At 30.9% G+C, this 21876-nt stretch carries 25 protein-coding genes and 6 pseudogenes; 28 read left to right on the forward strand and 3 right to left on the reverse strand.

What is annotated here, in order from left to right; translation table 11 throughout:
* Positions 1–1499, forward strand: a pseudogene (locus K8P03_RS00005) (DUF4368 domain-containing protein); the annotation flags it as partial.
* 48 nt (positions 1500–1547) lie between these two features.
* Here K8P03_RS00005 and K8P03_RS00010 read toward each other — a convergent pair.
* Together K8P03_RS00010 and K8P03_RS00015 are read right to left on the reverse strand one after the other, a co-directional pair.
* Positions 1548–1835: a helix-turn-helix transcriptional regulator gene (locus K8P03_RS00010; protein ID WP_223417455.1), complete on the reverse strand. Its 288-nt coding sequence runs from the start codon at positions 1833–1835 to the stop codon at positions 1548–1550.
* A 37-nt stretch (positions 1836–1872) separates the two neighbouring features.
* Entirely contained in the window at positions 1873–2520 is a 648-nt protein-coding gene (locus K8P03_RS00015; RefSeq protein WP_223417456.1) for a hypothetical protein, read from the reverse strand.
* Positions 2521–2736: 216 nt separating this feature from the next.
* Here K8P03_RS00015 and K8P03_RS00020 point away from each other — a divergent pair, with 216 nt between their 5' ends.
* The 23 genes and pseudogenes from K8P03_RS00020 to K8P03_RS00125 all read left to right on the forward strand — a co-directional run bounded on the left by K8P03_RS00020 (position 2737) and on the right by K8P03_RS00125 (position 19270).
* On the forward strand, positions 2737–4503 hold the full coding sequence (locus K8P03_RS00020; RefSeq protein WP_002841661.1) for an ABC transporter ATP-binding protein: 1767 nt from the start codon (positions 2737–2739) through the stop codon (positions 4501–4503).
* A complete protein-coding gene (locus tag K8P03_RS00025; protein WP_002416392.1) occupies positions 4496–6244 on the forward strand; it encodes an ABC transporter ATP-binding protein in 1749 nt (582 codons plus the stop codon). The genes K8P03_RS00020 and K8P03_RS00025 overlap by 8 nt, the downstream gene beginning before the upstream one ends.
* Positions 6231–6455, forward strand: coding sequence for a FeoA family protein (locus K8P03_RS00030; protein ID WP_002416391.1), 225 nt, complete (start codon positions 6231–6233; stop codon positions 6453–6455). Before K8P03_RS00025 ends, K8P03_RS00030 begins: the two co-directional genes overlap by 14 nt.
* 3 nt (positions 6456–6458) lie before the next feature.
* Positions 6459–8480 (forward strand): ferrous iron transport protein B, encoded by a 2022-nt coding sequence (feoB, locus tag K8P03_RS00035; protein WP_019117881.1) that lies wholly within the window; start codon positions 6459–6461, stop codon positions 8478–8480.
* A 12-nt stretch (positions 8481–8492) separates the two neighbouring features.
* Positions 8493–8726, forward strand: coding sequence for a hypothetical protein (locus K8P03_RS00040; RefSeq protein ID WP_002416388.1), 234 nt, complete (start codon positions 8493–8495; stop codon positions 8724–8726).
* A gap of 286 nt (positions 8727–9012) precedes the next feature.
* Positions 9013–9429, forward strand: a complete 417-nt coding sequence (locus K8P03_RS00045; RefSeq protein ID WP_002416386.1) for a sigma-70 RNA polymerase sigma factor region 4 domain-containing protein — start codon at positions 9013–9015, stop codon at positions 9427–9429.
* Positions 9430–9515: 86 nt separating this feature from the next.
* Positions 9516–9890 (forward strand): hypothetical protein, encoded by a 375-nt coding sequence (locus K8P03_RS00050; RefSeq protein WP_002416385.1) that lies wholly within the window; start codon positions 9516–9518, stop codon positions 9888–9890.
* 314 nt (positions 9891–10204) lie between these two features.
* On the forward strand, positions 10205–11845 hold the full coding sequence (mobQ, locus tag K8P03_RS00055; RefSeq protein ID WP_223417457.1) for a MobQ family relaxase: 1641 nt from the start codon (positions 10205–10207) through the stop codon (positions 11843–11845).
* 73 nt (positions 11846–11918) lie between these two features.
* Positions 11919–12092, forward strand: a complete 174-nt coding sequence (locus K8P03_RS00060) for a hypothetical protein (RefSeq protein WP_002416383.1) — start codon at positions 11919–11921, stop codon at positions 12090–12092.
* A 182-nt stretch (positions 12093–12274) separates the two neighbouring features.
* Complete coding sequence (locus tag K8P03_RS00065; RefSeq protein ID WP_223417459.1) at positions 12275–12802, forward strand: PcfB family protein; 528 nt, start codon at positions 12275–12277, stop codon at positions 12800–12802.
* Positions 12803–12904: 102 nt separating this feature from the next.
* A complete protein-coding gene (locus K8P03_RS00070) occupies positions 12905–13633 on the forward strand; it encodes a phage replisome organizer N-terminal domain-containing protein (RefSeq protein WP_223417461.1) in 729 nt (242 codons plus the stop codon).
* A 158-nt stretch (positions 13634–13791) separates the two neighbouring features.
* Positions 13792–13977 (forward strand): transposon-encoded TnpW family protein, encoded by a 186-nt coding sequence (locus K8P03_RS00075; RefSeq protein WP_002416380.1) that lies wholly within the window; start codon positions 13792–13794, stop codon positions 13975–13977.
* Between the two features lie 11 nt (positions 13978–13988).
* Positions 13989–14804, forward strand: a pseudogene (locus tag K8P03_RS00080) (VirD4-like conjugal transfer protein, CD1115 family); the annotation flags it as partial.
* Positions 14805–14822: 18 nt separating this feature from the next.
* Entirely contained in the window at positions 14823–15098 is a 276-nt protein-coding gene (locus K8P03_RS00085) for a hypothetical protein (RefSeq protein WP_223417463.1), read from the forward strand.
* Positions 15099–15208: 110 nt separating this feature from the next.
* Positions 15209–15826: an SAP domain-containing protein gene (locus K8P03_RS00090; protein WP_071152514.1), complete on the forward strand. Its 618-nt coding sequence runs from the start codon at positions 15209–15211 to the stop codon at positions 15824–15826.
* Positions 15827–15926: 100 nt separating this feature from the next.
* Positions 15927–16247: pseudogene (locus K8P03_RS00095) on the forward strand (VirD4-like conjugal transfer protein, CD1115 family); the annotation flags it as partial.
* A 142-nt stretch (positions 16248–16389) separates the two neighbouring features.
* Positions 16390–16710, forward strand: coding sequence for a hypothetical protein (locus K8P03_RS00100; protein WP_036739488.1), 321 nt, complete (start codon positions 16390–16392; stop codon positions 16708–16710).
* Positions 16711–16946: 236 nt separating this feature from the next.
* Entirely contained in the window at positions 16947–17258 is a 312-nt protein-coding gene (locus tag K8P03_RS00105; RefSeq protein WP_004827261.1) for a hypothetical protein, read from the forward strand.
* A 1-nt stretch (position 17259) separates the two neighbouring features.
* Positions 17260–17418, forward strand: coding sequence for a Maff2 family mobile element protein (locus K8P03_RS00110; RefSeq protein ID WP_004825242.1), 159 nt, complete (start codon positions 17260–17262; stop codon positions 17416–17418).
* 741 nt (positions 17419–18159) lie between these two features.
* Positions 18160–18308, forward strand: a pseudogene (locus tag K8P03_RS11320) (DUF3847 domain-containing protein); the annotation flags it as partial.
* Positions 18292–18485 (forward strand): annotated as a pseudogene (locus tag K8P03_RS00115) (lysine--tRNA ligase); the annotation flags it as partial. The pseudogenes K8P03_RS11320 and K8P03_RS00115, both read left to right, overlap by 17 nt.
* 293 nt (positions 18486–18778) lie before the next feature.
* Positions 18779–18997 carry a helix-turn-helix domain-containing protein gene (locus K8P03_RS00120; RefSeq protein ID WP_223417465.1) on the forward strand — a complete coding sequence of 73 codons (219 nt, stop codon included), beginning with the start codon at positions 18779–18781 and terminating at the stop codon, positions 18995–18997.
* A 3-nt stretch (positions 18998–19000) separates the two neighbouring features.
* Positions 19001–19270, forward strand: a complete 270-nt coding sequence (locus tag K8P03_RS00125) for a hypothetical protein (protein WP_223417466.1) — start codon at positions 19001–19003, stop codon at positions 19268–19270.
* 274 nt (positions 19271–19544) lie between these two features.
* Here K8P03_RS00125 and K8P03_RS00130 read toward each other — a convergent pair whose 3' ends face one another.
* Positions 19545–20078 carry a hypothetical protein gene (locus K8P03_RS00130; protein WP_223417467.1) on the reverse strand — a complete coding sequence of 178 codons (534 nt, stop codon included), beginning with the start codon at positions 20076–20078 and terminating at the stop codon, positions 19545–19547.
* Positions 20079–20371: 293 nt separating this feature from the next.
* On the opposite strand from K8P03_RS00130, the gene K8P03_RS00135 reads away from it, so the two are divergent.
* From K8P03_RS00135 to K8P03_RS00150, 4 genes and pseudogenes are all read left to right on the forward strand, one after another.
* A complete protein-coding gene (locus tag K8P03_RS00135) occupies positions 20372–20695 on the forward strand; it encodes a restriction endonuclease (RefSeq protein WP_223417468.1) in 324 nt (107 codons plus the stop codon).
* A 59-nt stretch (positions 20696–20754) separates the two neighbouring features.
* A pseudogene (locus K8P03_RS00140) lies at positions 20755–21027 on the forward strand (DUF3847 domain-containing protein).
* Positions 21028–21259: 232 nt separating this feature from the next.
* Positions 21260–21376 carry a hypothetical protein gene (locus K8P03_RS00145; RefSeq protein ID WP_317847210.1) on the forward strand — a complete coding sequence of 39 codons (117 nt, stop codon included), beginning with the start codon at positions 21260–21262 and terminating at the stop codon, positions 21374–21376.
* Between the two features lie 42 nt (positions 21377–21418).
* The gene (locus K8P03_RS00150) at positions 21419–21619 is read left to right on the forward strand and encodes a hypothetical protein (protein ID WP_223417469.1); all 201 of its coding nucleotides are present in this window, start codon (positions 21419–21421) and stop codon (positions 21617–21619) included.
* Positions 21620–21876: the final 257 nt, after the last annotated feature.

The following is a 21876-nucleotide window of genomic DNA, read 5'->3' on the forward strand; positions in this document are numbered from 1 at the left end:
GAAGATGATTTTACCCCTTTTAGAAATATTATGAATGAATGGTATGCAAGAGATACTTCAAGAAAAATACAATCTACATTTAGATCAAAAGGAGAAAGCGGAAAGCATACGGCAAGCACTCCACCTTATGGCTACATCAAAGATGAAAAAGACAAAGATAAGTGGGTTGTAGATGAAAAAGCAGCCGAGATAGTAAGACGAATATTTAATCTTACAATGGACGGAGCAGGACCATACAAAATAGCAAAGATACTGGAAGCGGATAAGATAGATATACCCGCTTATCATCAGAAAAAATTGGGATATGGATTACATCAAAGCAAAAACTTTGAATATCCTTATCGTTGGTGTAGCTCCACAATTGCAAGTAATCTTAAAGAAAAAAGAATACTTAGGGCATACAGTTAACTTTAAAACAAGAAAGCATTTCAAGGATAAGAAAAGTAAATATGTATCCGAAGATAATTGGCTCATCTTTGAAAATACTCACGAAGCCATCATAGACCAAGAAACCTTTGATAATGTGCAAAGGATAAGAGGAAAATGTAAAAAGGTATCCTGATGGTTGGGGCGAATATCACCCACTAACAGGACTGATGTATTGTGCAGATTGTGGAAGCAAGATGTATGTTCATAGGACAAATAACTATAAGAATATTCCTTATTATGTTTGCAGTAATTATAAGAAAGTACCTTGCGGAAACGCTATGTCCATCAGCTCATAGGATAAAAGCAGAAGTAGTCTTAAACCTTATCCAAGAAACATTAAAAGATATAAAAAATTATCTTGATGAAGATAATGAAGCATTTATTCATTCCATTCAAAATGAAATGGAAGAAAAGGAAAAGGCACATATAGAAAAGAAAAAGATAAGATTAACAGAAAGCCAAAACAGGCTTCAAGAGCTGGAACGATTGATGTGCAGAATTTATGAAGATATGATTTTAAATAAGATACCGAATAATCGCTATGAAATTTTAAATAACCAATATGAAACTGAGCAACTCACGTTAAGTAAAGAGATTAAAGACTTAGAGCTTGTAATATCAAGATATGAAAAGGAAACAGATAAGGCAAGAAAATTCATATCCCTTATTAGTCGTTATGAAAACTTTGATAATCTCACAAACACAATGATAAATGAGTTTGTAAAGAAGATAATCATTCATGAAAGAGATAGGAAAGGCAGTCAAACATCAAAGCAAAAGATAGAAATATATTTTAACTTCATAGGAAATTATGAAGTGCCAAAAGAAGAGTTAAGCGAAGAAGAACGATCAAAACTTGAGGAAGAAGAACGAAAAATTAATGAGAGAAGAGACAGACTTCATCAAAATTATCTAAAGCGTAAAGCAAATGGAAAACAACAGGAGTATGAGGAAAGGTATAAGGAAAGGAGAGAACAGAAAAAAACAGGAGAAGTTAAAGGTTTTGAAAAGGGCAGGTATACTGATGAAGGATTATAAAAACAAGGGAATCATTTAAAGAGAGCGTGTAAAAATTACACGCTCTAAATTTATGTTTTATAATATTGGGATAAATTTCTTTAGTTAAGCATACTTCTATATTTACTTGGTGTGATACCATAAGTTGATTTGAATATTTTAGCAAAATGTCCTGTGTGTGTATAGCCAACTTTTTCTGCTATCGTAGATATTTTATACTCGGGATTTTTCAGCAATAATAATGCCCTATTAAGCCTTAGTTCTTTTAAGTACTCGTAGGGAGGAACACCGTAGTATTTGCGAAAAGCTAATTGAAATCGTGCAGGACTCATTAAAGCAATTTTAGAGAGTTCAAGTCCGTCAATATGAACCGATAAATCTTTTTTCATAGCTGATACAGCCCTTTTCAGATTTTGCTTATCTTTTTTAGTTAAGACAACGGATATATTTTTTTCCTTTTCTTCTAACTCTGTAATTATGATAGATAATAGTTCCATAACTTTGCTTTCCAAATATAAAGGCAAAATCTTTTCCTTCAGCTTGGGATTCTCTTATCTGTTGAAATATAAAATTCAACTGCGGAGAATTTTGAGTTTTTAACAAATAAGAATTAAGAATCTTTGCTTTTTCATATTCAAAATCATCATATTTTAATTTTAAGAAAGTATCAAAGTATTCTTTGGTTAGGATTATTTTCGTAAACTTTACAGGCTTATTTGCCTCACAATAGGTATAAGTTTTCTTTTCTGTATTTAAGTAACAATATATACCTTTTTCTACATTATTTAACTTTCTGCCACCGACTTTAAATGAACTGCTTTCTGTTTCAAATTGGCTAATCTCTAAATACTTTTCAGATACTTCGGTTATTTTCTCCATTGTTTCATTTGGAGTAAAGTTAGCAATTAAAATTAGAATTAAACGGCTGTCAAATTTTAGTATGCGAAAAGTACCTTTGCCAAAATGGGGATCTATTTTAAAGATTTGTTTGTTTTCAGTTGATAAAGTTGGAACAGGAATAAAAGGAGCGTCATGTACTAAGTTTGTTAAATAATCAATAACTGTTCTATCCATCAATTCTACTCACCTCTTTTAATATCACAAATTTATTTTATTATATCACAAATTTATAAAAATGTAAATAGAAATACTGATAAAAAGCTTATAAATAAAGGGATTACAAGGAATATCAAAATTCATAGTTAGATTTTGAGTTATAAAAAATTAGCTTTATAATGAATGTAGTTAGTTAGATACGGCTAACAATTATGAAAGGAGATGGAATAACTAATGGAAAAAAAGAAGACAGGGATATCTTATGTATTCCAATTAGCAAAAGATGAGAGAAAAAAGCTACATTTAGGAATGTTTTTATCTGTCATTTCTGCGGCTTTATCATTAGTTCCTTATTTTGTAGTTTATAAGATATTACTAATGATATTCCAGAAGAATATTTCGTATACAGAAATTTTAATGTGGGCAGGTATAGGAATTATAAGTGCTGTTTTGCAAGCAATACTAATGTCCTTTGCGGGCATTTTATCTCATACAGCAGCTTTTAACACAATACACAGAATTAAGCTGAAAGTTGTAAATCATATTTCAAAATTTAATTTGGGATTCTTTCAAGAGCATGCCCCCGGAGAAATTAAAACATTGTTGTTTGATGATGTAGATAGAGTTGAAAATTTTTTGGCTCATAGCACTTTGGAATTAGCTCAGGCAGCAGTTGTTCCGGTTATTATGTTCATTTTCATGTTGAAATTAAATTGGATGATGGCACTTGTTATGCTTATTCCTATGATTTTGGGATTAGGAATTCCTATGATGCTAATGAAAAATTATCCGGATATGTCAACGGAGCTATCCGAAGATATTGCTGATTTAAATGCTTCGGCAAACGAATTTATAAAGGCTATGCCTGTAATAAAAATGTATCATTTAACAGCAGAAAAATTTGAACAATATAGAAGCTCATTGAATGCGTATATTACTTGTTGGAAAAAGATGTGTATGAGCTCTTGCTATCCTTTATCAATAACCTTAGTGGTTTTGGATTCAGCAATCTTATTTACATTGCCGTTCGGAGGATATTTCTTTTTGAGAAATTCTTTATCAGCAACATCCTATTTGCTATTTATTATGCTTACAATGTGCTTTTTTGTTTCGTTCTTAAATATGGTAACAATCTTTATGCAATCTATGGAGCTTGGAAGCGGATTGGATAACATAAAAAAAATAATGGATATGGATGAATTGAAAGACGGAACAAAAATCATAAACAAGAATGAGTGTATGAAAATAGATTTTAAAGACGTTACTTTCAGCTATGACGATGAAGAAACAAAAAATAAAGCATTACAACATATAAATTTATCCTTAAAACCGAATACAATAAATGCTTTTGTGGGACCTTCCGGTGCAGGCAAGACAACTGCTGCACAATTGATTGGGAGGTACTGGGATGTAACAAGTGGAGCAATTAAAATTAACGACATACCGATCAATGAATTAAAAATAGATAATTTGATGGACATTACATCATTTGTTTTTCAAGATGTATTTCTTTTGGAGGACACTCTCTATGAGAATATTCGTATGGGAACAGATACAGATGAAAATAAGATTATTGAGGCTGCAAAAGCAGCACAAATTCATGACTTTATTATGAGTTTACCGAATGGATATCAGACAAGAATCGGGGATCAAGGGGTGAAATTGTCAGGTGGACAGCAACAAAGAATCTCAATCGCTAGAGCAATACTCAAAGATTCTCCAATTATTATTTTTGATGAAGCAACTTCCTATTCAGATATAGAAAATGAGTACCAGATACAGTTAGCACTTCAAAACTTGTTGAAAAATAAAACAATCATTATGATTGCTCATCGTTTGCATACTATTAAGAATGCAGATCAAATTGTTGTATTTGATGAAGGGGAAGTCGTAGAGGTTGGAACACATAAAACTCTTTTAGAAAGAAAAGGGGTCTATGAAAGTATGTGGAACACATACACAAAAGATTACTTTGGAGAGGGGGTAAGTGCAAATGCTTAAGATTATTAGAACACTTCTGAAAGATAAAAAAGAAAAATTGTATTTACCGATTTTTCTAATGGTTATTGATTCGATAGGAAGCATTGTTTTGTATTTAATGCTCTATTTTACCGTTGTTAATATATTGCAAAATACATTAACTAAAACCTTAATCATAGAATATACGGTAATATGTTTCATCAGTATGATTGCAAGGATACTGATTTATAGGCATGCATACTATTTGAGCTTTTCAAGAGGAGCTGAAATGTGTGGAGATATGCGTTTGGATTTAGCAAATCATTATAGGAGTTTGAGCCTTGGTCATTTCCAAAAAAATAGTAGTGGTTATCTATTATCAACTCTTACAAAGGATTTGAGTAGTTTTGAACTGATCATAACGCACACTTTACCATCGGTTATTAAAACGGCAGTTACAGCAATATTGATTTTATTAGGCACATTTTTTATCGATTGGAAGCTCGCATTATTAGAGTGTTTAGTATTGCTTATCGCATATCCTATGTTGATATGGGGCAACAAATTGATAGAAAAATACGGGGCAAGAAAAAGAAATTTAAATTCTAAGATGATTTCTATTATTTTAGAGTACATTCAAGGTATGAAAGCGTTTAAGTCAGCTAATATGACAAGTGAACATTTTGAAAGAATGATAAATACACTTGAAAATGTTAGAAAGACAAGCGTAAACGCAGAAAAGAAAATGGCGTTACCTACAAGTATGTACTTTATCACAGTTAACTTTTTGCTTCCGATAGTTCTTCTTATAGGAGGATATTTGCTTATAAATGGTAGTGTTAGAACTGAACAGTTTGTGGCTTTTATGCTTATGAGTTTAGCATTATCTGCACTTCTTATTGCCTTTCAACATTCCTATGGACTATTGAAAGATTTGAAATTAGCTGCAAGTAATCTTGAGAAAGCTTATGAAACGAAGCCATTGCCTTATTCTGAAAATGAAGTTGAATTAGAAAATTTTGATATTCAATTTAAGAATGTAAATTTTTCTTATGATAGAAATAAAACGATTCTGAACAATATTTCTTTTGAAGCAAAAGAAGGAACTTCTACAGCTTTAATTGGTCCTTCCGGTGGAGGAAAAACTACAATCGCTAATTTGATTGCAAGATTTTGGGATGTAAATAGTGGAGAAATTATAATTGGTGGAAAAAATATAAAATCCATAAAACCTGATGTGTTGCTTAAATATGTTAGTCAGGTTTTTCAAGATAATGTACTGTTAACCGATACTGTTTATAACAATATCAGGGTTGGAAAACCTAATGCAACAAAGGAAGAAGTTTATCAAGCTGCAAAATTAGCTTGTTGCCATGAATTTATTTTGAAAATGAAGGATGGATATGAAACGGAAATAAAAGATGGAGGAAGTACATTATCCGGCGGTGAACGACAAAGGATTGCTATTGCAAGAGCGATTCTGAAGGATGCACCAATTCTTTTGTTGGATGAATCTACAGCTTCTCTTGATCCTGATAATGAAGCTAAAATCAATAATGCTTTGGAGCATTTAATGCAAGGAAAGACAGTTTTTGTTATTGCTCACAGATTGAATACCATTAAAAACGCTAATCAAATTATTTTGATAAATAACGGAAGAATTGAAGAACAAGGAAATCATAATGAACTTTATGGAAAAAAAGGACATTACTATGAAATGGTAAATACACAGGAAAGAGCGAAAAAGTGGATGATAAAGGAGAATAGTTATGGAGAGGCTTAGTACTTTGAAAGAAAAGACAAAAGGTAAAGTTGTTGAAATTATTGGTGATACACATTTTCAAAGCAGAATAATATCTATCGGAATAACTGTCGGAAGCGATGTTGAAGTTATCCAGAATTATAAAAAGCAACCTATTCTCATTTATTGTAGAGATACGATGATAGCTGTCAATAAGATAGAGGCAGAGAAAATAATGATGGAGGTACTTTGAGATATGAAGAAAATAACGATTGCTTTGCTGGGGCAGCCTAATTCTGGAAAATCGACTTTGTTTAATGGGTTGACAGGCTCAAATCAACATGTTGGAAATTGGCCGGGTAAAACCGTTGAGAAAAAAGAAGGCGAATTTTCGTATAAAGATACCAATTATACGATTGTGGATTTACCAGGAACTTACGGATTATCAGCAAATTCAGAGGAAGAAGTTATAACAAGAGAATATATAGAAACCGGGAACGCAGACCTAATTGCTATTATGGCAGATGCTTCACAATTAAATCGAAGTCTATTTATGCTCTCTGACTACATTGGAATAAATATTCCGGTTGTCTTAATCATGAACATGATGGATGTTGCTACAAGTCAAGGGAAAAATATAAATATAAAGGGGTTACAAAAATCCTTGAATATACCTGTCATTCCTATCGTTGCGGCAGATAAAAAGGAATACAAAGAGTTTTATGCTTTTCTGGAGCATTCAGATAGAGGAAAAATTTTATCTGACGAAAATTTAGAAAGGGCATATGAAAATATTGTTGGAGATAACTATAAGCTATTAAAAAAACATATCCCTGATAAAGGTATAGGTGTATTTTCAAAGTCGTGGATTATCGGAAAATTATTAGATCAGGATGCAAAAGTAATTGCGTTAGTAAAAGATAATGTTGAAAAAGTCGAATTTGAAGAAATAGAGAACGTATTAAAAAGCATAAAAAATGGCAATTTAATAACCGGTAATTGTAAATTTGAATGGATAGATAAACTTATCAATGCAAATGTTATTCAGAAAAAGAGAGTATTTAAGAGAAGCAAATTTGATCGTATAGCCACAAGTAAAGCTTTCGGAAAACCTATGGCTATCGGAGTTATCATTTTAGGATTAGTTGCTTCTATGCTCATCGGATTTCCGCTAATGGGGTTATTTGGGTTTGTTATACCTAAAATATCAACATTGTTGGCAAAGGGGCTTGTCGCCATTGGAGTATCAAATTGGCTGATTTCACTTTTGTGTGGAGCCGTAATGACTGCAATTACTTTTGCATTGCAAATGGCAAGTTATGTATTGGGAATTAGCTTAGTATTTGGATTCTTGGAAGATGTAGGATATATGGCAAGAGTTTCCTATGTCTTTGACAACACTATGTCGAAATTAGGATTGCAAGGAAAAGCAATTATGCCGTTCTTGTTAAGTTTCGGCTGTAATATAGGTGGAATCACAGGAACGAGAGTAATTGATTCATGGGGACAGAGGGTTATGACGATTGCATTATCTTGGGTAGTCCCTTGCGGGTCAACATGGGGAGTAGTCGGGCTTGTTACAGGAACATTCTTCGGAAAACAGGCAGTATTTGTGATATTAAGCCTATTTGCAGTTGCTTTTCTACATTTACTAATCACATATAGGATTTTCAGAAAATCGCTTTATGAGGGAAGTGAACATTTTGGAATGATTATGGAACTTCCACCATATCACAAGCCACATTGGAAAAATTTACTTTCTTCTGTAATGAATAGGATGGGAAATGTACTGAAAAGGGCATTGAGTATCATTATCCTTATTTCTGTTATATTTTGGATTCTTGCCTATACGCCTGATGGAAATATAGCTAACAGCCTTATTTATAAAGTAGGAACATTTATAGAGCCTGTAACAAAATTGTTTGGGTTACCATGGCAATTATTTATGGCTTTTGTTGCTTCTGCAATGGGAAAAGAATCGGCATTAGGAGTAATGGCATCATTATTTACTTCTTCAGGAATATGGCATGCAGTTGAGGTTAAAGGGACAGTAGATACCGCTATTCTAAGCAATAATATGTTGACAATGATTTCAAAGCCGGAAGCCTTAGCATTTACTTTTGCCTTTTTCTTCAATATGCCTTGTTTGATGGCTCTTGCAGCTACCGCACAAGAAACACATTCAAAAAAATGGACGATAAAAATAGCACTGTATTATATATTATCGGCTCTAATTATATCTTGTGTTGCATATCATATTGGACTACTGATTTTTTAAGGTGTGATAAGTATGCTTATACAACTATTAGAAGTATTGAAAAAGAAAAAGACTTGCACTTTGCAAGAACTTGCTGAACTGACAGGTGAGGATTTAGATAGTGTAAAAATGAAAATTGAATATCTCGAAAATAATGGATATTTGGTAAAAACTAAAAGGTCTGCAACAAGTAAATGCCAAAGTCAATGTTCGGGATGCTCGAATTGTGTTGTTAATCAAGATGATATTTGGATTGTAAAAGAGTAGTTTGGTTAAGTACAGAATCAAAGAATGGAGGTTAAAATGTAGCTAAGCAATGGAGGGATAAATAATGAAAACACTAAATTTTGTTATTCACATAAGATATATTTATCATTTTTTATGCTTGGAATTGCTTACACGTAGCAATAACACTTTACCAGAAACAACAAAATAGAAAATCATATAAAATATTAGTTTTTAAGCCGAGAGGACTTTTTACGTCAAAGTGTAGAAGTCCTCCTTTTTTATTCTCAAAAAGCAAAACAGAGAACTTAAAAAGGAGGATAACACAATGCCTAATAAGGAATATTACCTTTATGTCAAAGGGGAAGCTATACCCATAAGTGAAGAAGTCTACAAAGCCTATTGGAAGATAACAGAGCATGAAAAATATCTTCAGAAAAAGGATTGCAAGTATGGAGTTATTCCATTTTCATCATTAGATCATGATGGACACTTTGTAGATAACATCATAGATGAAAAAATAGACTTAGAAAAAATTGTAGAAGTCAAAATGCAAATTGAAGAACTGCATAAGGCATTAGCTACACTGACAAAAGAAGAAAGAGAGTTAATGGAAGCCATCTTCTACAGAGAAGAAAGTCTTAGGTCAATCAGCAGAAAAGAGAAAGTTACACATCAGGCAATCGGACAAAGGAGGGATCAAATTTTAGAAAAACTAAGAAAGATTTTAGAAGATAAAATCTAAAAAATGATGAAAGGTTAAGTATCAAAGAAAGGTGCTTAGCCTTTCTTTGTTTGGAACACAACAATATTGAAATGGAGGAATGAAAAATGAAAGAGTTAGAAAATGTAATGAGCCAGTTGGAAAAAGAAACTAAGAAAAAAGAACAGGTAGAAAACAAAATTAAGCAACTAAGACAAAAGAAATCACAGCTAAAAAGAAAGGCGGACACGAAACGAAAAGTAGAAAAAGGAGGCGTGTTTGAGAAATTTGAAAAACAGATAACCGGAGCAGAAGAAAGTACCGACAATGATTTAATCTATGCCTTTTTAGATTATGTACTTTCCGATAATCGAAATAGAGAAAAGCTAAAAGAACTTACAGAAATTCATTTAAAAGAAAAAGAAATCTCTTTAGAAGAAAATCCAAATCTTAAAGAGGAAAATGCAAATGATGATTTTGAAGAACTGACAGAGGAAGAATAAGGAAAACAGAAAATGTATTAGAAACTGAGATGGAGCAAAGTGAGAACATTTTAACACTTTGCTTTTTTGTGGATTTGAAAAATCTACAAAAAACAAAGTTCACAGGGGTCTAAGGGGGAGTAGCCCCCTTGAACAAATAAAAATGCTTTAGCGTTTTCGTTTCCTTAGCGGAGCTATAAGCTTTCCGCAGGAACGCAAAGCACCGTAGTCAAACGGTGTATCTTTGCGCCCTTTGAAAAAGGGAGCGAAGATACGACCTGAACATTAGGATAGTAAAATCCCAAAATTGAAAACAGATAAAGGAGGAAAAGACAATGGAAATCAAAAGTTTGCATACCCATGTAGATATTGTGGCAAGGTCAAAAGGGCATAGCGTGATTGCAAAAGCTGCATACAATGCAAGAGATAAATTACAAGATGAATACTATGGAAAAACACATGACTATTCTAAAAAAGAAGACCTTGTATTCTCAAAAATATTTCTGCCGGAACATATCCCGAAAGAGTTTTCAAACAGAGAATACCTATGGAATGAAGTTGAGAAAATCGAAAAAAGTAAAAATTCACAACTTGCAAGAAATCTGCTCTTTACACTTCCAAGAGAATTAAATGAACAGGACAGAATAAAGTTAATCAGCGAATTTATAGAAGAAAACTTTACTTCTAAAGGTATGATAGCAGACTGTAATATTCATAATCCTATGGCAAGCGATCATGAAGAACAACCACACGCCCATATCCTACTTACCCTTAGAGAAATAGACAAAAAAGGGAATTGGAAACCGAAATGCAGAAAAGAATATATCCTTGATGAAAACGGAGAAAAGATAAAACTGAAAAGTGGAAACTATAAATCAAGAAAAGTAAATTTGAACGATTGGAATGAACCTGACAAAGCAAAAGAGTGGAGAGAAAACTTTTCAAAGAAAGCAAACGAATACTTGGCAAGAAACAACATAAATAAAAGGATAGATCCACGCACCTTTAAAGAACAAGGCAGAGAAGAACTCCCGCAAATTCATTTAGGCACAAGCAGTTATCAGATGGAGAAAAAAGGCATACAGACAGAGAGAGGAAACCAAAACAGAAAAATCATCGCCTTGAATTTAGAATTTAGAAAATTAAAAGAGGAGCTATCCAAACTTACGTCTTGGATAGGCTCGTTACTTGGAAGTCTGCAAGTAAAATATGATGAATACAAACAGGAGAAAAAAGAAGAATATGAGAACAAGGCGGAACTCTTTAATCTCTATGAGTACATCAGTATTTATTATGACTTACAGGGAGAAAAAGCAAGAAAGTTAAATCCCTATGCAAGCAACAAAAAGATAGGTGCAGACCTAAGACGATTTTCCAAAGCAAGAATATATCTGAAAGGCAACAATCTTAAAACCATAGCCGACCTACAAGAAAAGATAAGCACATTACAATCCCAAAATAAGAAAATTAGTCAAGACATTAAGGCGAAAACCACAAGAATAGAAAACTTAAATAAATGCTTTGCCTATGCGGACATCATCAAGGATAACAAAAAAGTCTTTGAGGAATGGAACAGTAAATCCCTATTCAAAGACAGCTTTTACAATTCCCATAAAGATGAGATAGATAAATATAAAAGAGCAAGGGCAATTCTTGAAAAGATAACAGGCTCATCGGCGATTAAGTCTAAAGACTGGAAAAAAGAAATCCAAACCCTTGAAGATGAAATATCGAGACTCAACAGACAATCACAATCAATCAAAGAAGAGTACGAAAGTATCAACCATATCAAGTATGCAGTCAAGACAGTCAATGACGATTATGGCATAGACCTAAGTATTGAAATTGACAAGGCAATCAAGAGAGGAGAAAAAGAAAGTATCATAGAAAAGATAAAAGAGTATAAGCAAGATAGTGATAGTTTTAATAAAAAAAGACAAATGACTAAAGACTATTACAAAAATCAAGAAAGATAAGACCTGGTAAAAATATCTTATCCAAGCTATAATATGACCAAGAAAATAAAGGCAGATCGAGGAGGTAATAGAGATGAATAAAAGGCAAGAGATAATAAATGAACTCATAAAAGCAGATCAAGATGGAACATATAAAACCTACAAAAGCACAGAAGAAATAAAATCAATGAACAATGAGGAAATACAGATTATATATTCCAACATGAAAAACTATCTATCAGACAAAAGAACACACACAAACTACTAAAGGTGGAAAAGCAAAATAAGAGCAGAAAAACAATAAAAGGTACAAAGACCTAAGAAAGATATAAAAACATCAAAATAAAGCATTCCACCACCAAGAACAATAAAATAAAAACAAGCAAAGGGAAGTATAGAAAAATTAAAGCCTATACTTCTCTATTTTATTTCAAACAAAGGAGAGAAAACATGATAAACGAAGAAATAAGCAAAGAAGCAGGTCAAGCAGCACAAACCATAATAACATACACAATAAAGGCAGCAAAAGAATCAATCAATCTTGAAAAAGAAATAAGAAAAAAGATGAATGATACCTTAGAAAAAGCAAATGGAAACTTAAAAAGTCTTATGGGAGATAAAATGAAAATAAAAGACTTATATAAAAAAGGACAACTAGAAAATATAAGCATAGATCAAAGCGACCTCAAAGACTTAAAAAAAGAACTAAACAAACTTGGAGTAAGTTTTTCAGTAATGAAAAACAAAGAAACTAAAAACTATGAAGTATTTTTCCAAGCCAAAGACATAAAAGTAATGGAATATGCCTTTAAGCAAGTCATAGCAAAAGAAAATAAAAAAGAAAAAGAAAGTATCCTAAAACAAATAAAGAAATACAAAGACCTATCCAAGAACAAGGATAAGACAAAAGAGAAAGTCAAAAGAAAAGTAAAAGAAAAAGTAAAACCAAACAAAAAAGATATGACCAGAGAAATCTAAGGGAGTAACGAAAAGTTACACCCTTAAATAACTATAATAACAAGACTTCCGAAAATCGGAAATCAAGAATTTTGATTATCGAAAATCAAGAAAGGAGCAGATATGGCAACAAACAAAAGATATTATTGGATAAAATTAAAAGAAGAATTTTTCACAGACAAAAGGATAAAAAGATTAAGGAAAATATCTGGAGGAGATACCTACACGATAATCTACCTTAAACTTCTACTACTAAGCCTAAAAGATGAGGGCAAACTCTATTATGACGGAGTAGAAAGTGATTTTATAAAAGAGTTAGCACTAACCATAGATGAAACAGGCGATGATGTAATGGTTACAGTAAATTATTTAATCAATCAAGGCTTATTAGAAGTTGTAACAGAAAATGATGAATACTACCTAACTGAAATACCAAACTTAATCGGATCAGAAACAGCATGGGCAGAGAAAAAAAGAAGATACAGACAAAATAAACAGAGGACATTGTCCTTAATGAGTCCAACCCATGTCCGACAAGAGATAGAGATAGAGAAAGATATAGAGATAGATAAAGAGAGAGAGGGAGAGATAGATAAAAAGTCCACCCCCATCTTTTATGGAGAATACAAAAATGTAAGGCTAAGCAAAGAAGAATATAAAAATCTAAAAGAAAAATTAAACTCACACACAGAAATAATGATAAATAAACTATCCAGATACATGGAAAGCAGTGGTAAGACCTATCAAAACCACTATGCGACAATCTTAAAATGGTATGAAGAAGACAAAGAAAAACTAAGACATCAAGGAGGAAATAAAAAAATGAACTATGACGTAGGCGAATCTTTATAGATAAAAAGAGGTGGAAAGCCACTATTAAAGACTTTAAGTCTAAAAAGGTATCAAAGTATGCCAGATATAATAAAAATATAAATATGACACTTTAAAGGCGATTAGAAAATTAAAAATCTAATCGTCTTTTTTATCGAAACAAACAGGAGGAAAAATATATGCACGAAAATAAAAATGAACAGAATACGGGAACAAAAACCATAAAGAAAATTGGTAAAGCAACCTATGAGGTTGTTGTTCACTTTAATGAAAATGCAACGGAAACAATGCAAGACAAATTAAAACGCATAATGATTAGAGAAATGGAGAGAGAAAAACATCAAAAAGTCGATAAAAATGATTAGAAAGTCCTTGACAAGTTGTTACAGGAAAAACTGCTAAGTCAATTCTAATATCTTGTGGAGCAAGACTTGCACCTTTTGATATAAGAGAGCTTAGAGAACTAATGAGCGAAGATGAACTAGAACTCGATAAAATTGGAGATAGAAAAACTGCCTTGTTTGTAATAATATCAGATACAGATGATACATTTAATTTTGTAGTTTCAATAATGTATTCTCAATTATTTAATCTACTATGTGATAAGGCAGATGATGTGTATGGTGGAAGACTTCCAGTTCATGTTAGGTGTCTACTTGATGAGTTTGCAAATATTGGTTTGATTCCTAAATTTGAAAAACTGATTGCGACAATTCGTTCAAGAGAAATATCAGCAAGCATAATACTGCAAGCACAATCTCAATTAAAAGCAATTTATAAAGACCATGCAGATACAATAGTTGGTAACTGTGACTCAACACTCTTTCTAGGAGGAAAAGAAAAAACAACAGTAAAAGAGTTATCTGAAACCTTAGGAAAAGAAACCATAGACCTATATAACACATCAGAAACAAGATCAAATCAAAAATCTTTTGGTCTAAATTACCAAAAAACTGGCAAGGAACTTATGAGCCAAGATGAAATAACTGTAATGGATGGTGGAAAGTGCATATACCAGCTAAGAGGAGTAAGACCTTTCTTGTCTGATAAATTTGATATTACAAAGCATAAGAATTACAAGTTGTTGGAAGATTATGATAAGAAAAACTTGTTTGATGTTGAAGAGTATCTAACAAATAGAGATAAGGTAAAGTTAAAATCTAGTTATAAAATAAATAGGTTAAACATTTGAGTATATGGAGAAAGCAAAATGTGTGAAAATAGAAAATCATCTTTAATTATATTAAATATAAATAGTGAGCAGTTTATTTTGGAAAGTGATACAGAACTCACTATGGATAAGAAAAATTATATTGAAGCAATATGTGAGACAATGTACGATGAAAGCAATGAATGGTATGAAGATATATATGATATGTCTCCATATGATATAGCTGAGCTATTTGAAAAAACAGTAAAGGACGAAGTAGGAATAACTGTTACATTTAAAGCGATAGACCTTGAAGTATCGATTTTAGAAGACTAGAAATATTGAAATGGATGAATATTGGTCTGATGATGGATTAGCACCAGAATGGCGTAAGAAAATGAAAATTGGGAAAAGAATTAGGTAAATTAGTTTAAGGAGATAAAATATTGATAGAAAGTAGACCTGAGTTTGATAAAATCACATCGTTTGATGAGTTTAATAAATACTATTGGTATCGTGAAGAACTTTCACAGATATGCAAGTCATTAGGATTAGAATACAGAGGTACAAAACAGGAACTCAATTATATTATTGAACAGTACTTTAAGGGTGATTTGATTAAAAAGTCATCAATAAAAAATGAAAAGAAACAAGTAGAAACTATTACCTTAGATACTCCATTACTTGAATGCGGGTTCTCCTTTAACACACATTTCAGAGAGTATTTCTCAATTTTAACAGATGTTTCGCCATTTAAATTTACTGCTGATATGGCTACTGCTTGGAGAAAAGTAAAAAGAGAAAATGATTTGAGTTTTACAATTCAAGATATGCTCAAAGTTTATTATGGAAAATCAGATTATGCTAAGTATGATAATTCGGTTTGTCAATGGAATCAATTTTTAAAGGATTTCTGTGCAGATGAAAATAGTTACAACTACTCGAATAAATTAAAAGTAGCCTCCATTCTTTGGAAAGAAGTTAGAGATTCAAAAAACAAAAAAGTTTATTCACGAGAACTTATAAAAAAATATGAGGATAAAATAGAAGACTATCACAAGTAAACAGAAACTATTTTTTTGAATGAAAAAAATTAATACAGATAGATGTTAGGCGATAGAAATTAAAAATTCTCAAGGTAAATATCAGTAAGCACAATCTTAATTAAAAGCAATCTATAAAGACCATGTAGATACAATAGTTGGTAACTGTGATTCCACACTCTTTTTAAGGGGAAAAGAAACTATAGACCTATATAACACATCGGAAACAAGATCAAATCAAAAATCTTTTGGTATAAATTACCAAAAAACTGGTAAGGAACTTATGAGTCAAGATGAAATAATTGTAATGGATGGTGGTAAGTGTATATACCAGCTAAGAGGAGTAAGACCTTTCTTGTCTGATAAATTTGATATTACAAAGCATAAGAATTACAAGTTGTTGGAAGATTATGATAAGAGAAACTTATTTGATGTGGAAGAGTAATTTAAAGCAAAAAGCTAGGACTGAATTAAATGGAAATACAGTGATTACAAGATTGTAATATTTACTGTTATAACTACACGGCCGAGGGTTTATTTAATATAATAGAGCTATATAAGTTAGAATTTATGAGGGTGTTTTTATGGAAAAATTTAGAAAAATGTTAATATATTTGATTATAATCATTCTTGCATTTTATCTAGCGCCATTTCTTATTATAGATACTGGAAGTGGTATGTTCATTTTATTAATTGCAATTCCAATTATATGCTTAATTGTTTCATTGATTTATGGAATGAAAAATTCGTTTAATTGGTTATTTTCTTTGTTTGTTATGTTGTTATTTATACCGACTATATTTATCTTTTACAACGATAGTGCAGCTATTTATATATTGGCATATGGGATAATTTCAGTAATTGGTAACTTTATAGGAAGCTTGCTTTTTGAGAAAAATCAATAGATTAAAAATTTCCAGCTTGCAGAGTCAAACAATTAAATAAACGTTCAATAAACACAATAGATGATAGAAAAGCGTAAAGTTATTCTATCGTCTTTTTTTATACTCAAAATTAGGAGGTTTAAATGGTAAGGATAAGAAGTCCCACAAAACAATTTAATATATTAGACATTTAGCGATTGAAATATAAGTTCAGTCGCTTTTTTAATTGAAATTTTTAGATTAAGGAGAAGAAATCAATGGATAGAGAAATGATAAATATTAATGCAAATTTAGTTAAGGAAGCTGAATTTTCAGAATTTGAAAAGGATGGAGAAAATGTTCAAGTAGCAAATTTTGCTCTTGTTAAAAATTATGGAAAGGGCAAAGAATATACAAATTGCTCAGTATATGGAGAAAAGGTAGAAATTGTAAAAGAATTTGAAAAAGGAGATCTAATCCATGTCTTTGGATATTTCAAAGAAAATAAAAAAGGAGATAAGGTCTACAAGAATTTTATAGTTAAATCACTAAACAAAATAGAAAATAAGAAAGAAAACGAGGAGGAATAATATGGAATTTTTTACAGCTGGAGTTGGAGTTTTAAAGACACTTGTAACTGCAATTGGTGCAGGTTTAGGAGCATGGGGAGTTATTAACTTGATGGAAGGTTATGGTAATGATAACCCTGGTGCTAAATCTCAAGGTATTAAGCAATTTATGGCAAAATAAGGACGGAATAACACAACAAATTTTCTAAAACAAATCACTAAATTAATGTAAAATTGAATGAAATCAATATCTATGCTATAATTAAATAAATCTAATAAAGAGAAGATGAAGCTGCTACCGCGGCAGGTACAGCCATTGTTGAAGTTACTGCATTGACCTTGCAATAGATAATTGTCAGAGTGTTTGGAGGCTTTATGATGCGTAAAAGTAGATTAGAAAAGTTCAGAAATATGCTATTGATAATAGCTAGATTTTCGGCGTTTTTGTCCTCATTGTACTTCTTTTTTAGAATAAGAAATTATACGATAGCAATTATTTTTTTTATTGTGTTTCTTCTTTTGATGATGTTAAGGCAGTCTAATGGGTAAAATAGTGTCTCTAATAATTCAAATTATAGTCATTACATGTATTTTTGCGATTGTTATAACTGCCAGTTATTTTGGACTTCCAAAGCCAATTGGAGAAATAATAGGAGTTATACTATATATAGTTTATGATTTTTTATTTATGACTTTAATGGATAAATTCAAAAAAAGAAGACGCAAATAAGGCGAATTATTTGTATAAAAGTGCTTGAATTATTTACCTTTTATATGGCATTGTACAAGAATACTGGAAAATAAATTATCAGCATGTAAAAAACAGTAAATCAAATCGGTTTACTGTTATTTTATTGCTCAAATTTTAAAAGAAAGAGAGGAATACGACCAATGAAAATATAGAAGAAAAAATCTTAATGAACAAGAAAGAAAAGCAAGAACTTATAGTCTCATAACAATAAGACCAATTTTAGAAAGCCTTATAGAAAATTCAGAAAAACTAACAGATGAAGAAATAAAAATCCTACTAAAAAACCAACAAAGACAAAAGAATTTAAAGAAACACTATGACGCAGAAGACCTAGTAGGGAAAACCCTCCTTGCTATTATAAACCTCCAACAAGGAAAATGATGGGAATCTACTCAGAAGGTATGATTATATCTGCAATTTGCGAGTACGACGGAGAAGATAAACTTAACTTAATAATGTTGGATAATAATATTCCAGCAGGATCAAAACTATATTAAAGAACACGCTAATTATAAAACTGGGGTTTGTAATGAATGCCAGTTTAATTTTTATGATTGGATTAATAGAAATATTAAACTATACAATAAAACCAATTTAAAGAAAAATAAATATTAGATAATCTCAGACGATAGAAATTAATACCTATATCGTCATTTTTTTACACTAAAAATAAGGACGGAATAAAGCAACAAATTCTCTAAAATAAAACACTAAACCAATGTAAGATAGAATGAAATCAATATTTATGCTTTAATTAAATAAATCTAATAAAGAGAAAAAGAGGGATATTATGGCACTTAGCTATAAACCATTATGGATACAGTTAGCAAAAAAAGGATTAAACAAAACAGATGTAATAGCTATGGCAGGACTAACAACAAATGTTATGGCACAAATGGGTAAGGATAAACCAATTACATTTAAGAATTTAGAAAAAATATGTAATGCATTAGATTGCACTCCTAATGATATCATTAGTTTTGAAGATAATTTTAGTGACGAGGAATAGAAAATGAGTTTAAGGACAGAAGATCAAGTTAGGGATTATTCGAAATTAGTATTAGGCTTTGATGAAACTGAAGAAAATGTTGTTCAAGGGACTGGTCAAATAACAACTTTTAATCAATTAAGCTTCAAGGGATATTCAGATAAGCCAGATGGTTGGTGTTTACCTAAAAATATGAATGATGTAGCAATAATCAGGGGCTTGAATATTAGAAATCTCTTGGAAAATACACCAACTAAAACAACAGCTCCTACATACATAAAGAAAAAGCAGTAAATTCCTTATTTACTACTTTAATTATAGTTTCTAATTTCATTATTTGAAGCTATTTACTATCATTAGTTGTACTTGTCCTAATGGAATATTAAATATTATTCCATAAATAGACATTCCAAGTAATAATATTGCAATAAGAACTCCAATTCCGTAAAGGTAGCCGTTGCTAACCTTAGCTTTTTTAACTTTAATATTTATAAAACTATATATTAGGAATACTGTAAATATAAAAGCCAAAATATAATTTGGTAACATATTGACAATAAATTACCTTTTATTTACAAAATCTATTCCAAAAATCCACCCAGCTGCCATGTACTTCTCTTTGGTCAATGTAGGTAAAAGTATCTTCATCATACCAATCATGGTTAACTAAATCATCAATAGTCTCAGGAACAAAAAAGTTGAAAAACTCTTTCTTGAATGAACTACCATACTGTAAATAATATGCACCTACCATCTTTGTAAAATTGGTTTTCTTTACGTCATGTGGTTTATAGATAAGTGTTTCTCCAACCTGATTTAAATCAGGGCTTACTTCAAGAAAAACTAAACTTAGATTATCTTCCTTATAGCCAAGTATAAAACTTCTATATTTATAGGAAACAGTACGAAGCACTACGAAATTCGCACCACCAATATCTTCCGAATAAGCATAAACTATTTTATATTCCGAACCATTATCTACTTGTCTATCAAAGATTTCTCTCATGCGATTTTTGTTTTCATCGCTTTTTACTTTATCTAACTCAACTGTTTTTTTGCCACCAAATAGATTAAACAAGCCCATTTTATTATCTCCTATCATAATTTTAAATTCTTTATATTGATTATAGTTTTTTTGTACAATTTTTACAAACACAAAATATTGACTAAAAATTTCTTAAAATTTTTTTAACTCAGATACTTTAAAAATGCAAAATTAAATAAGGTTAATACTTCAAAACGGAGAGAGTTTATATTTGGTGATTTATTTGAAAATATTAAAAAGCCTGACGTGCTTCATGCAAGAGAAGTCGTTGAAGATGAGAACGGTATTCCTTATGTAGTAAGAACAAAATTTAATAATGGTATAAAATATAGAGTTACTGAAACTAAAAAATGATTCCTAGCCTTAAGGGAGTTATATTATTTGGTGCAGAGAATGCATCATTCTTTTATCAAAAAGAAAACTTTGTATCTGGAAGAGATATTTATTATATTGATACAAGACATTTGAGTGAGAAAGCATGTCTATTTTTAGTATCGTGTTTAGACACATTGACTGATAAATATTCTTATAGTTATGGACTATTTCCCGATTTGTTAAAGAAAGAAAAGATAAAACTATCAGTAGATGTTCATGGTAATCCCGATTGGGATTATATGGAAAAATATATTGAAAAAATAAAAGAAAATTGCAATAGAGAAATTCATTGTGTTTGAATTAAAAACGATTAGAAATAAAAATCTAGTCGTTTTTTTATTTTAAGAAAGGATACATTATGACAAGTAAAAGATTAAGTATTGAAGAACAGATCGAAAAGAAGGAAGAAAGCATTAAGCAATTACAGAATCAAAAAAGACAGTTGAAGAAAAAATCTTAATGAACAAGAAAGAAAAGCAAGAACTCATAGGCTAATAACAAGAAGACCAATCTTAGAAAGCTTTATAGAAAAAGCAGAAGAACTAACAGATGAAGAAATAAAAATCCTACTAGAAAACCAATAAAGATAAAAGAATTTAAAGGAGCACTTAGAGTAATAATGAAAATGTAAAATATTAGCATAGATATTATATAATGATAAATTAGGAAAAGGTAATCAAAAAAATTAAAAAGTATTGATATTCAAACGAAATTATGTTAAACTTTAGTTAACCAAAGAAAGGTGATATAATGGAAAATAGAATCGATAAATACCGTAAACCTTTAGGGTTATCGCAACATAGACTTGGGAAAAAGTAGGTATATAAAGGACGAGTATAAAAAAAATAGAAACTGGGAAAACTATTCCGAGTCTTAAAACTGCTAACGATATAGCAAATGCTTTAGGGATTTGTATGTATCAGATTTTTGATTTGGACGGAGAAGAAACATATAAATGTCATAATCGTAATTGTTGTTAGGAATTATATGGCTATATTTAGTAAAATGGAGGAGGATGCTATATGAACTTAAAAGTTGTAGCAAAAGTTTTCGGTTGTTTAATTCCTGCTATTATCGGGACATATTTGTTAGTTAAAGATTATATGGCAGCAGCAAATCATCCTGAATGGAGTGTTTCGCCAGTGGTAATGTGGATGAAATTTGGCGTAGGTTTGATTGTTAGCATCATCCTGCTTCTTGTCGTTTTTAGACAAAAGAGTTGAAAGGTTTTTGTGATCTTAAAACAATATAAACAGAAAAATTAAAGTTAAAATCAATACTATAGCGTAGCGACTAAAATTTCACTCTTAGTCGCTTTTTATTTGGTATAAAATGAAAGGAAATAAGAAAATGAAAAACATAGAAGAAAAACTAAACCTAGTTATCATTTCAAACAGGATTCATGCTGGGGCAAAAATGTATAAAAATATAAGAGGCTGATTAATCAGCCTCTTTTTTTATGTATTTTAAGCTAATTTGC

It is taken from the genome of Anaerococcus murdochii, assembly GCF_019957155.1.
GTDB classification, from domain to species: domain Bacteria; phylum Bacillota; class Clostridia; order Tissierellales; family Peptoniphilaceae; genus Anaerococcus; species Anaerococcus murdochii.

Excerpts from the sequence above, each read along its gene's own strand:
- K8P03_RS00010 (WP_223417455.1), bottom strand. The coding sequence starts at position 1,835 with ATGAAAAAAGATTTATCGGTTCATATTGACGGACTTGAACTCTCTAAA.
- K8P03_RS00015 (WP_223417456.1), bottom strand. The coding sequence starts at position 2,520 with ATGGATAGAACAGTTATTGATTATTTAACAAACTTAGTACATGACGCT.
- K8P03_RS00020 (WP_002841661.1), top strand. The coding sequence starts at position 2,737 with ATGGAAAAAAAGAAGACAGGGATATCTTATGTATTCCAATTAGCAAAA.
- K8P03_RS00025 (WP_002416392.1), top strand. The coding sequence starts at position 4,496 with ATGCTTAAGATTATTAGAACACTTCTGAAAGATAAAAAAGAAAAATTG.
- K8P03_RS00030 (WP_002416391.1), top strand. The coding sequence starts at position 6,231 with ATGGAGAGGCTTAGTACTTTGAAAGAAAAGACAAAAGGTAAAGTTGTT.
- feoB (WP_019117881.1), top strand. The coding sequence starts at position 6,459 with ATGAAGAAAATAACGATTGCTTTGCTGGGGCAGCCTAATTCTGGAAAA.
- K8P03_RS00040 (WP_002416388.1), top strand. The coding sequence starts at position 8,493 with ATGCTTATACAACTATTAGAAGTATTGAAAAAGAAAAAGACTTGCACT.
- K8P03_RS00045 (WP_002416386.1), top strand. The coding sequence starts at position 9,013 with ATGCCTAATAAGGAATATTACCTTTATGTCAAAGGGGAAGCTATACCC.
- K8P03_RS00050 (WP_002416385.1), top strand. The coding sequence starts at position 9,516 with ATGAAAGAGTTAGAAAATGTAATGAGCCAGTTGGAAAAAGAAACTAAG.
- mobQ (WP_223417457.1), top strand. The coding sequence starts at position 10,205 with ATGGAAATCAAAAGTTTGCATACCCATGTAGATATTGTGGCAAGGTCA.
- K8P03_RS00060 (WP_002416383.1), top strand. The coding sequence starts at position 11,919 with ATGAATAAAAGGCAAGAGATAATAAATGAACTCATAAAAGCAGATCAA.
- K8P03_RS00065 (WP_223417459.1), top strand. The coding sequence starts at position 12,275 with ATGATAAACGAAGAAATAAGCAAAGAAGCAGGTCAAGCAGCACAAACC.
- K8P03_RS00070 (WP_223417461.1), top strand. The coding sequence starts at position 12,905 with ATGGCAACAAACAAAAGATATTATTGGATAAAATTAAAAGAAGAATTT.
- K8P03_RS00075 (WP_002416380.1), top strand. The coding sequence starts at position 13,792 with ATGCACGAAAATAAAAATGAACAGAATACGGGAACAAAAACCATAAAG.
- K8P03_RS00085 (WP_223417463.1), top strand. The coding sequence starts at position 14,823 with ATGTGTGAAAATAGAAAATCATCTTTAATTATATTAAATATAAATAGT.
- K8P03_RS00100 (WP_036739488.1), top strand. The coding sequence starts at position 16,390 with ATGGAAAAATTTAGAAAAATGTTAATATATTTGATTATAATCATTCTT.
- K8P03_RS00105 (WP_004827261.1), top strand. The coding sequence starts at position 16,947 with ATGGATAGAGAAATGATAAATATTAATGCAAATTTAGTTAAGGAAGCT.
- K8P03_RS00110 (WP_004825242.1), top strand. The coding sequence starts at position 17,260 with ATGGAATTTTTTACAGCTGGAGTTGGAGTTTTAAAGACACTTGTAACT.
- K8P03_RS00120 (WP_223417465.1), top strand. The coding sequence starts at position 18,779 with ATGGCACTTAGCTATAAACCATTATGGATACAGTTAGCAAAAAAAGGA.
- K8P03_RS00125 (WP_223417466.1), top strand. The coding sequence starts at position 19,001 with ATGAGTTTAAGGACAGAAGATCAAGTTAGGGATTATTCGAAATTAGTA.
- K8P03_RS00130 (WP_223417467.1), bottom strand. The coding sequence starts at position 20,078 with ATGATAGGAGATAATAAAATGGGCTTGTTTAATCTATTTGGTGGCAAA.
- K8P03_RS00135 (WP_223417468.1), top strand. The coding sequence starts at position 20,372 with ATGATTCCTAGCCTTAAGGGAGTTATATTATTTGGTGCAGAGAATGCA.
- K8P03_RS00150 (WP_223417469.1), top strand. The coding sequence starts at position 21,419 with ATGAACTTAAAAGTTGTAGCAAAAGTTTTCGGTTGTTTAATTCCTGCT.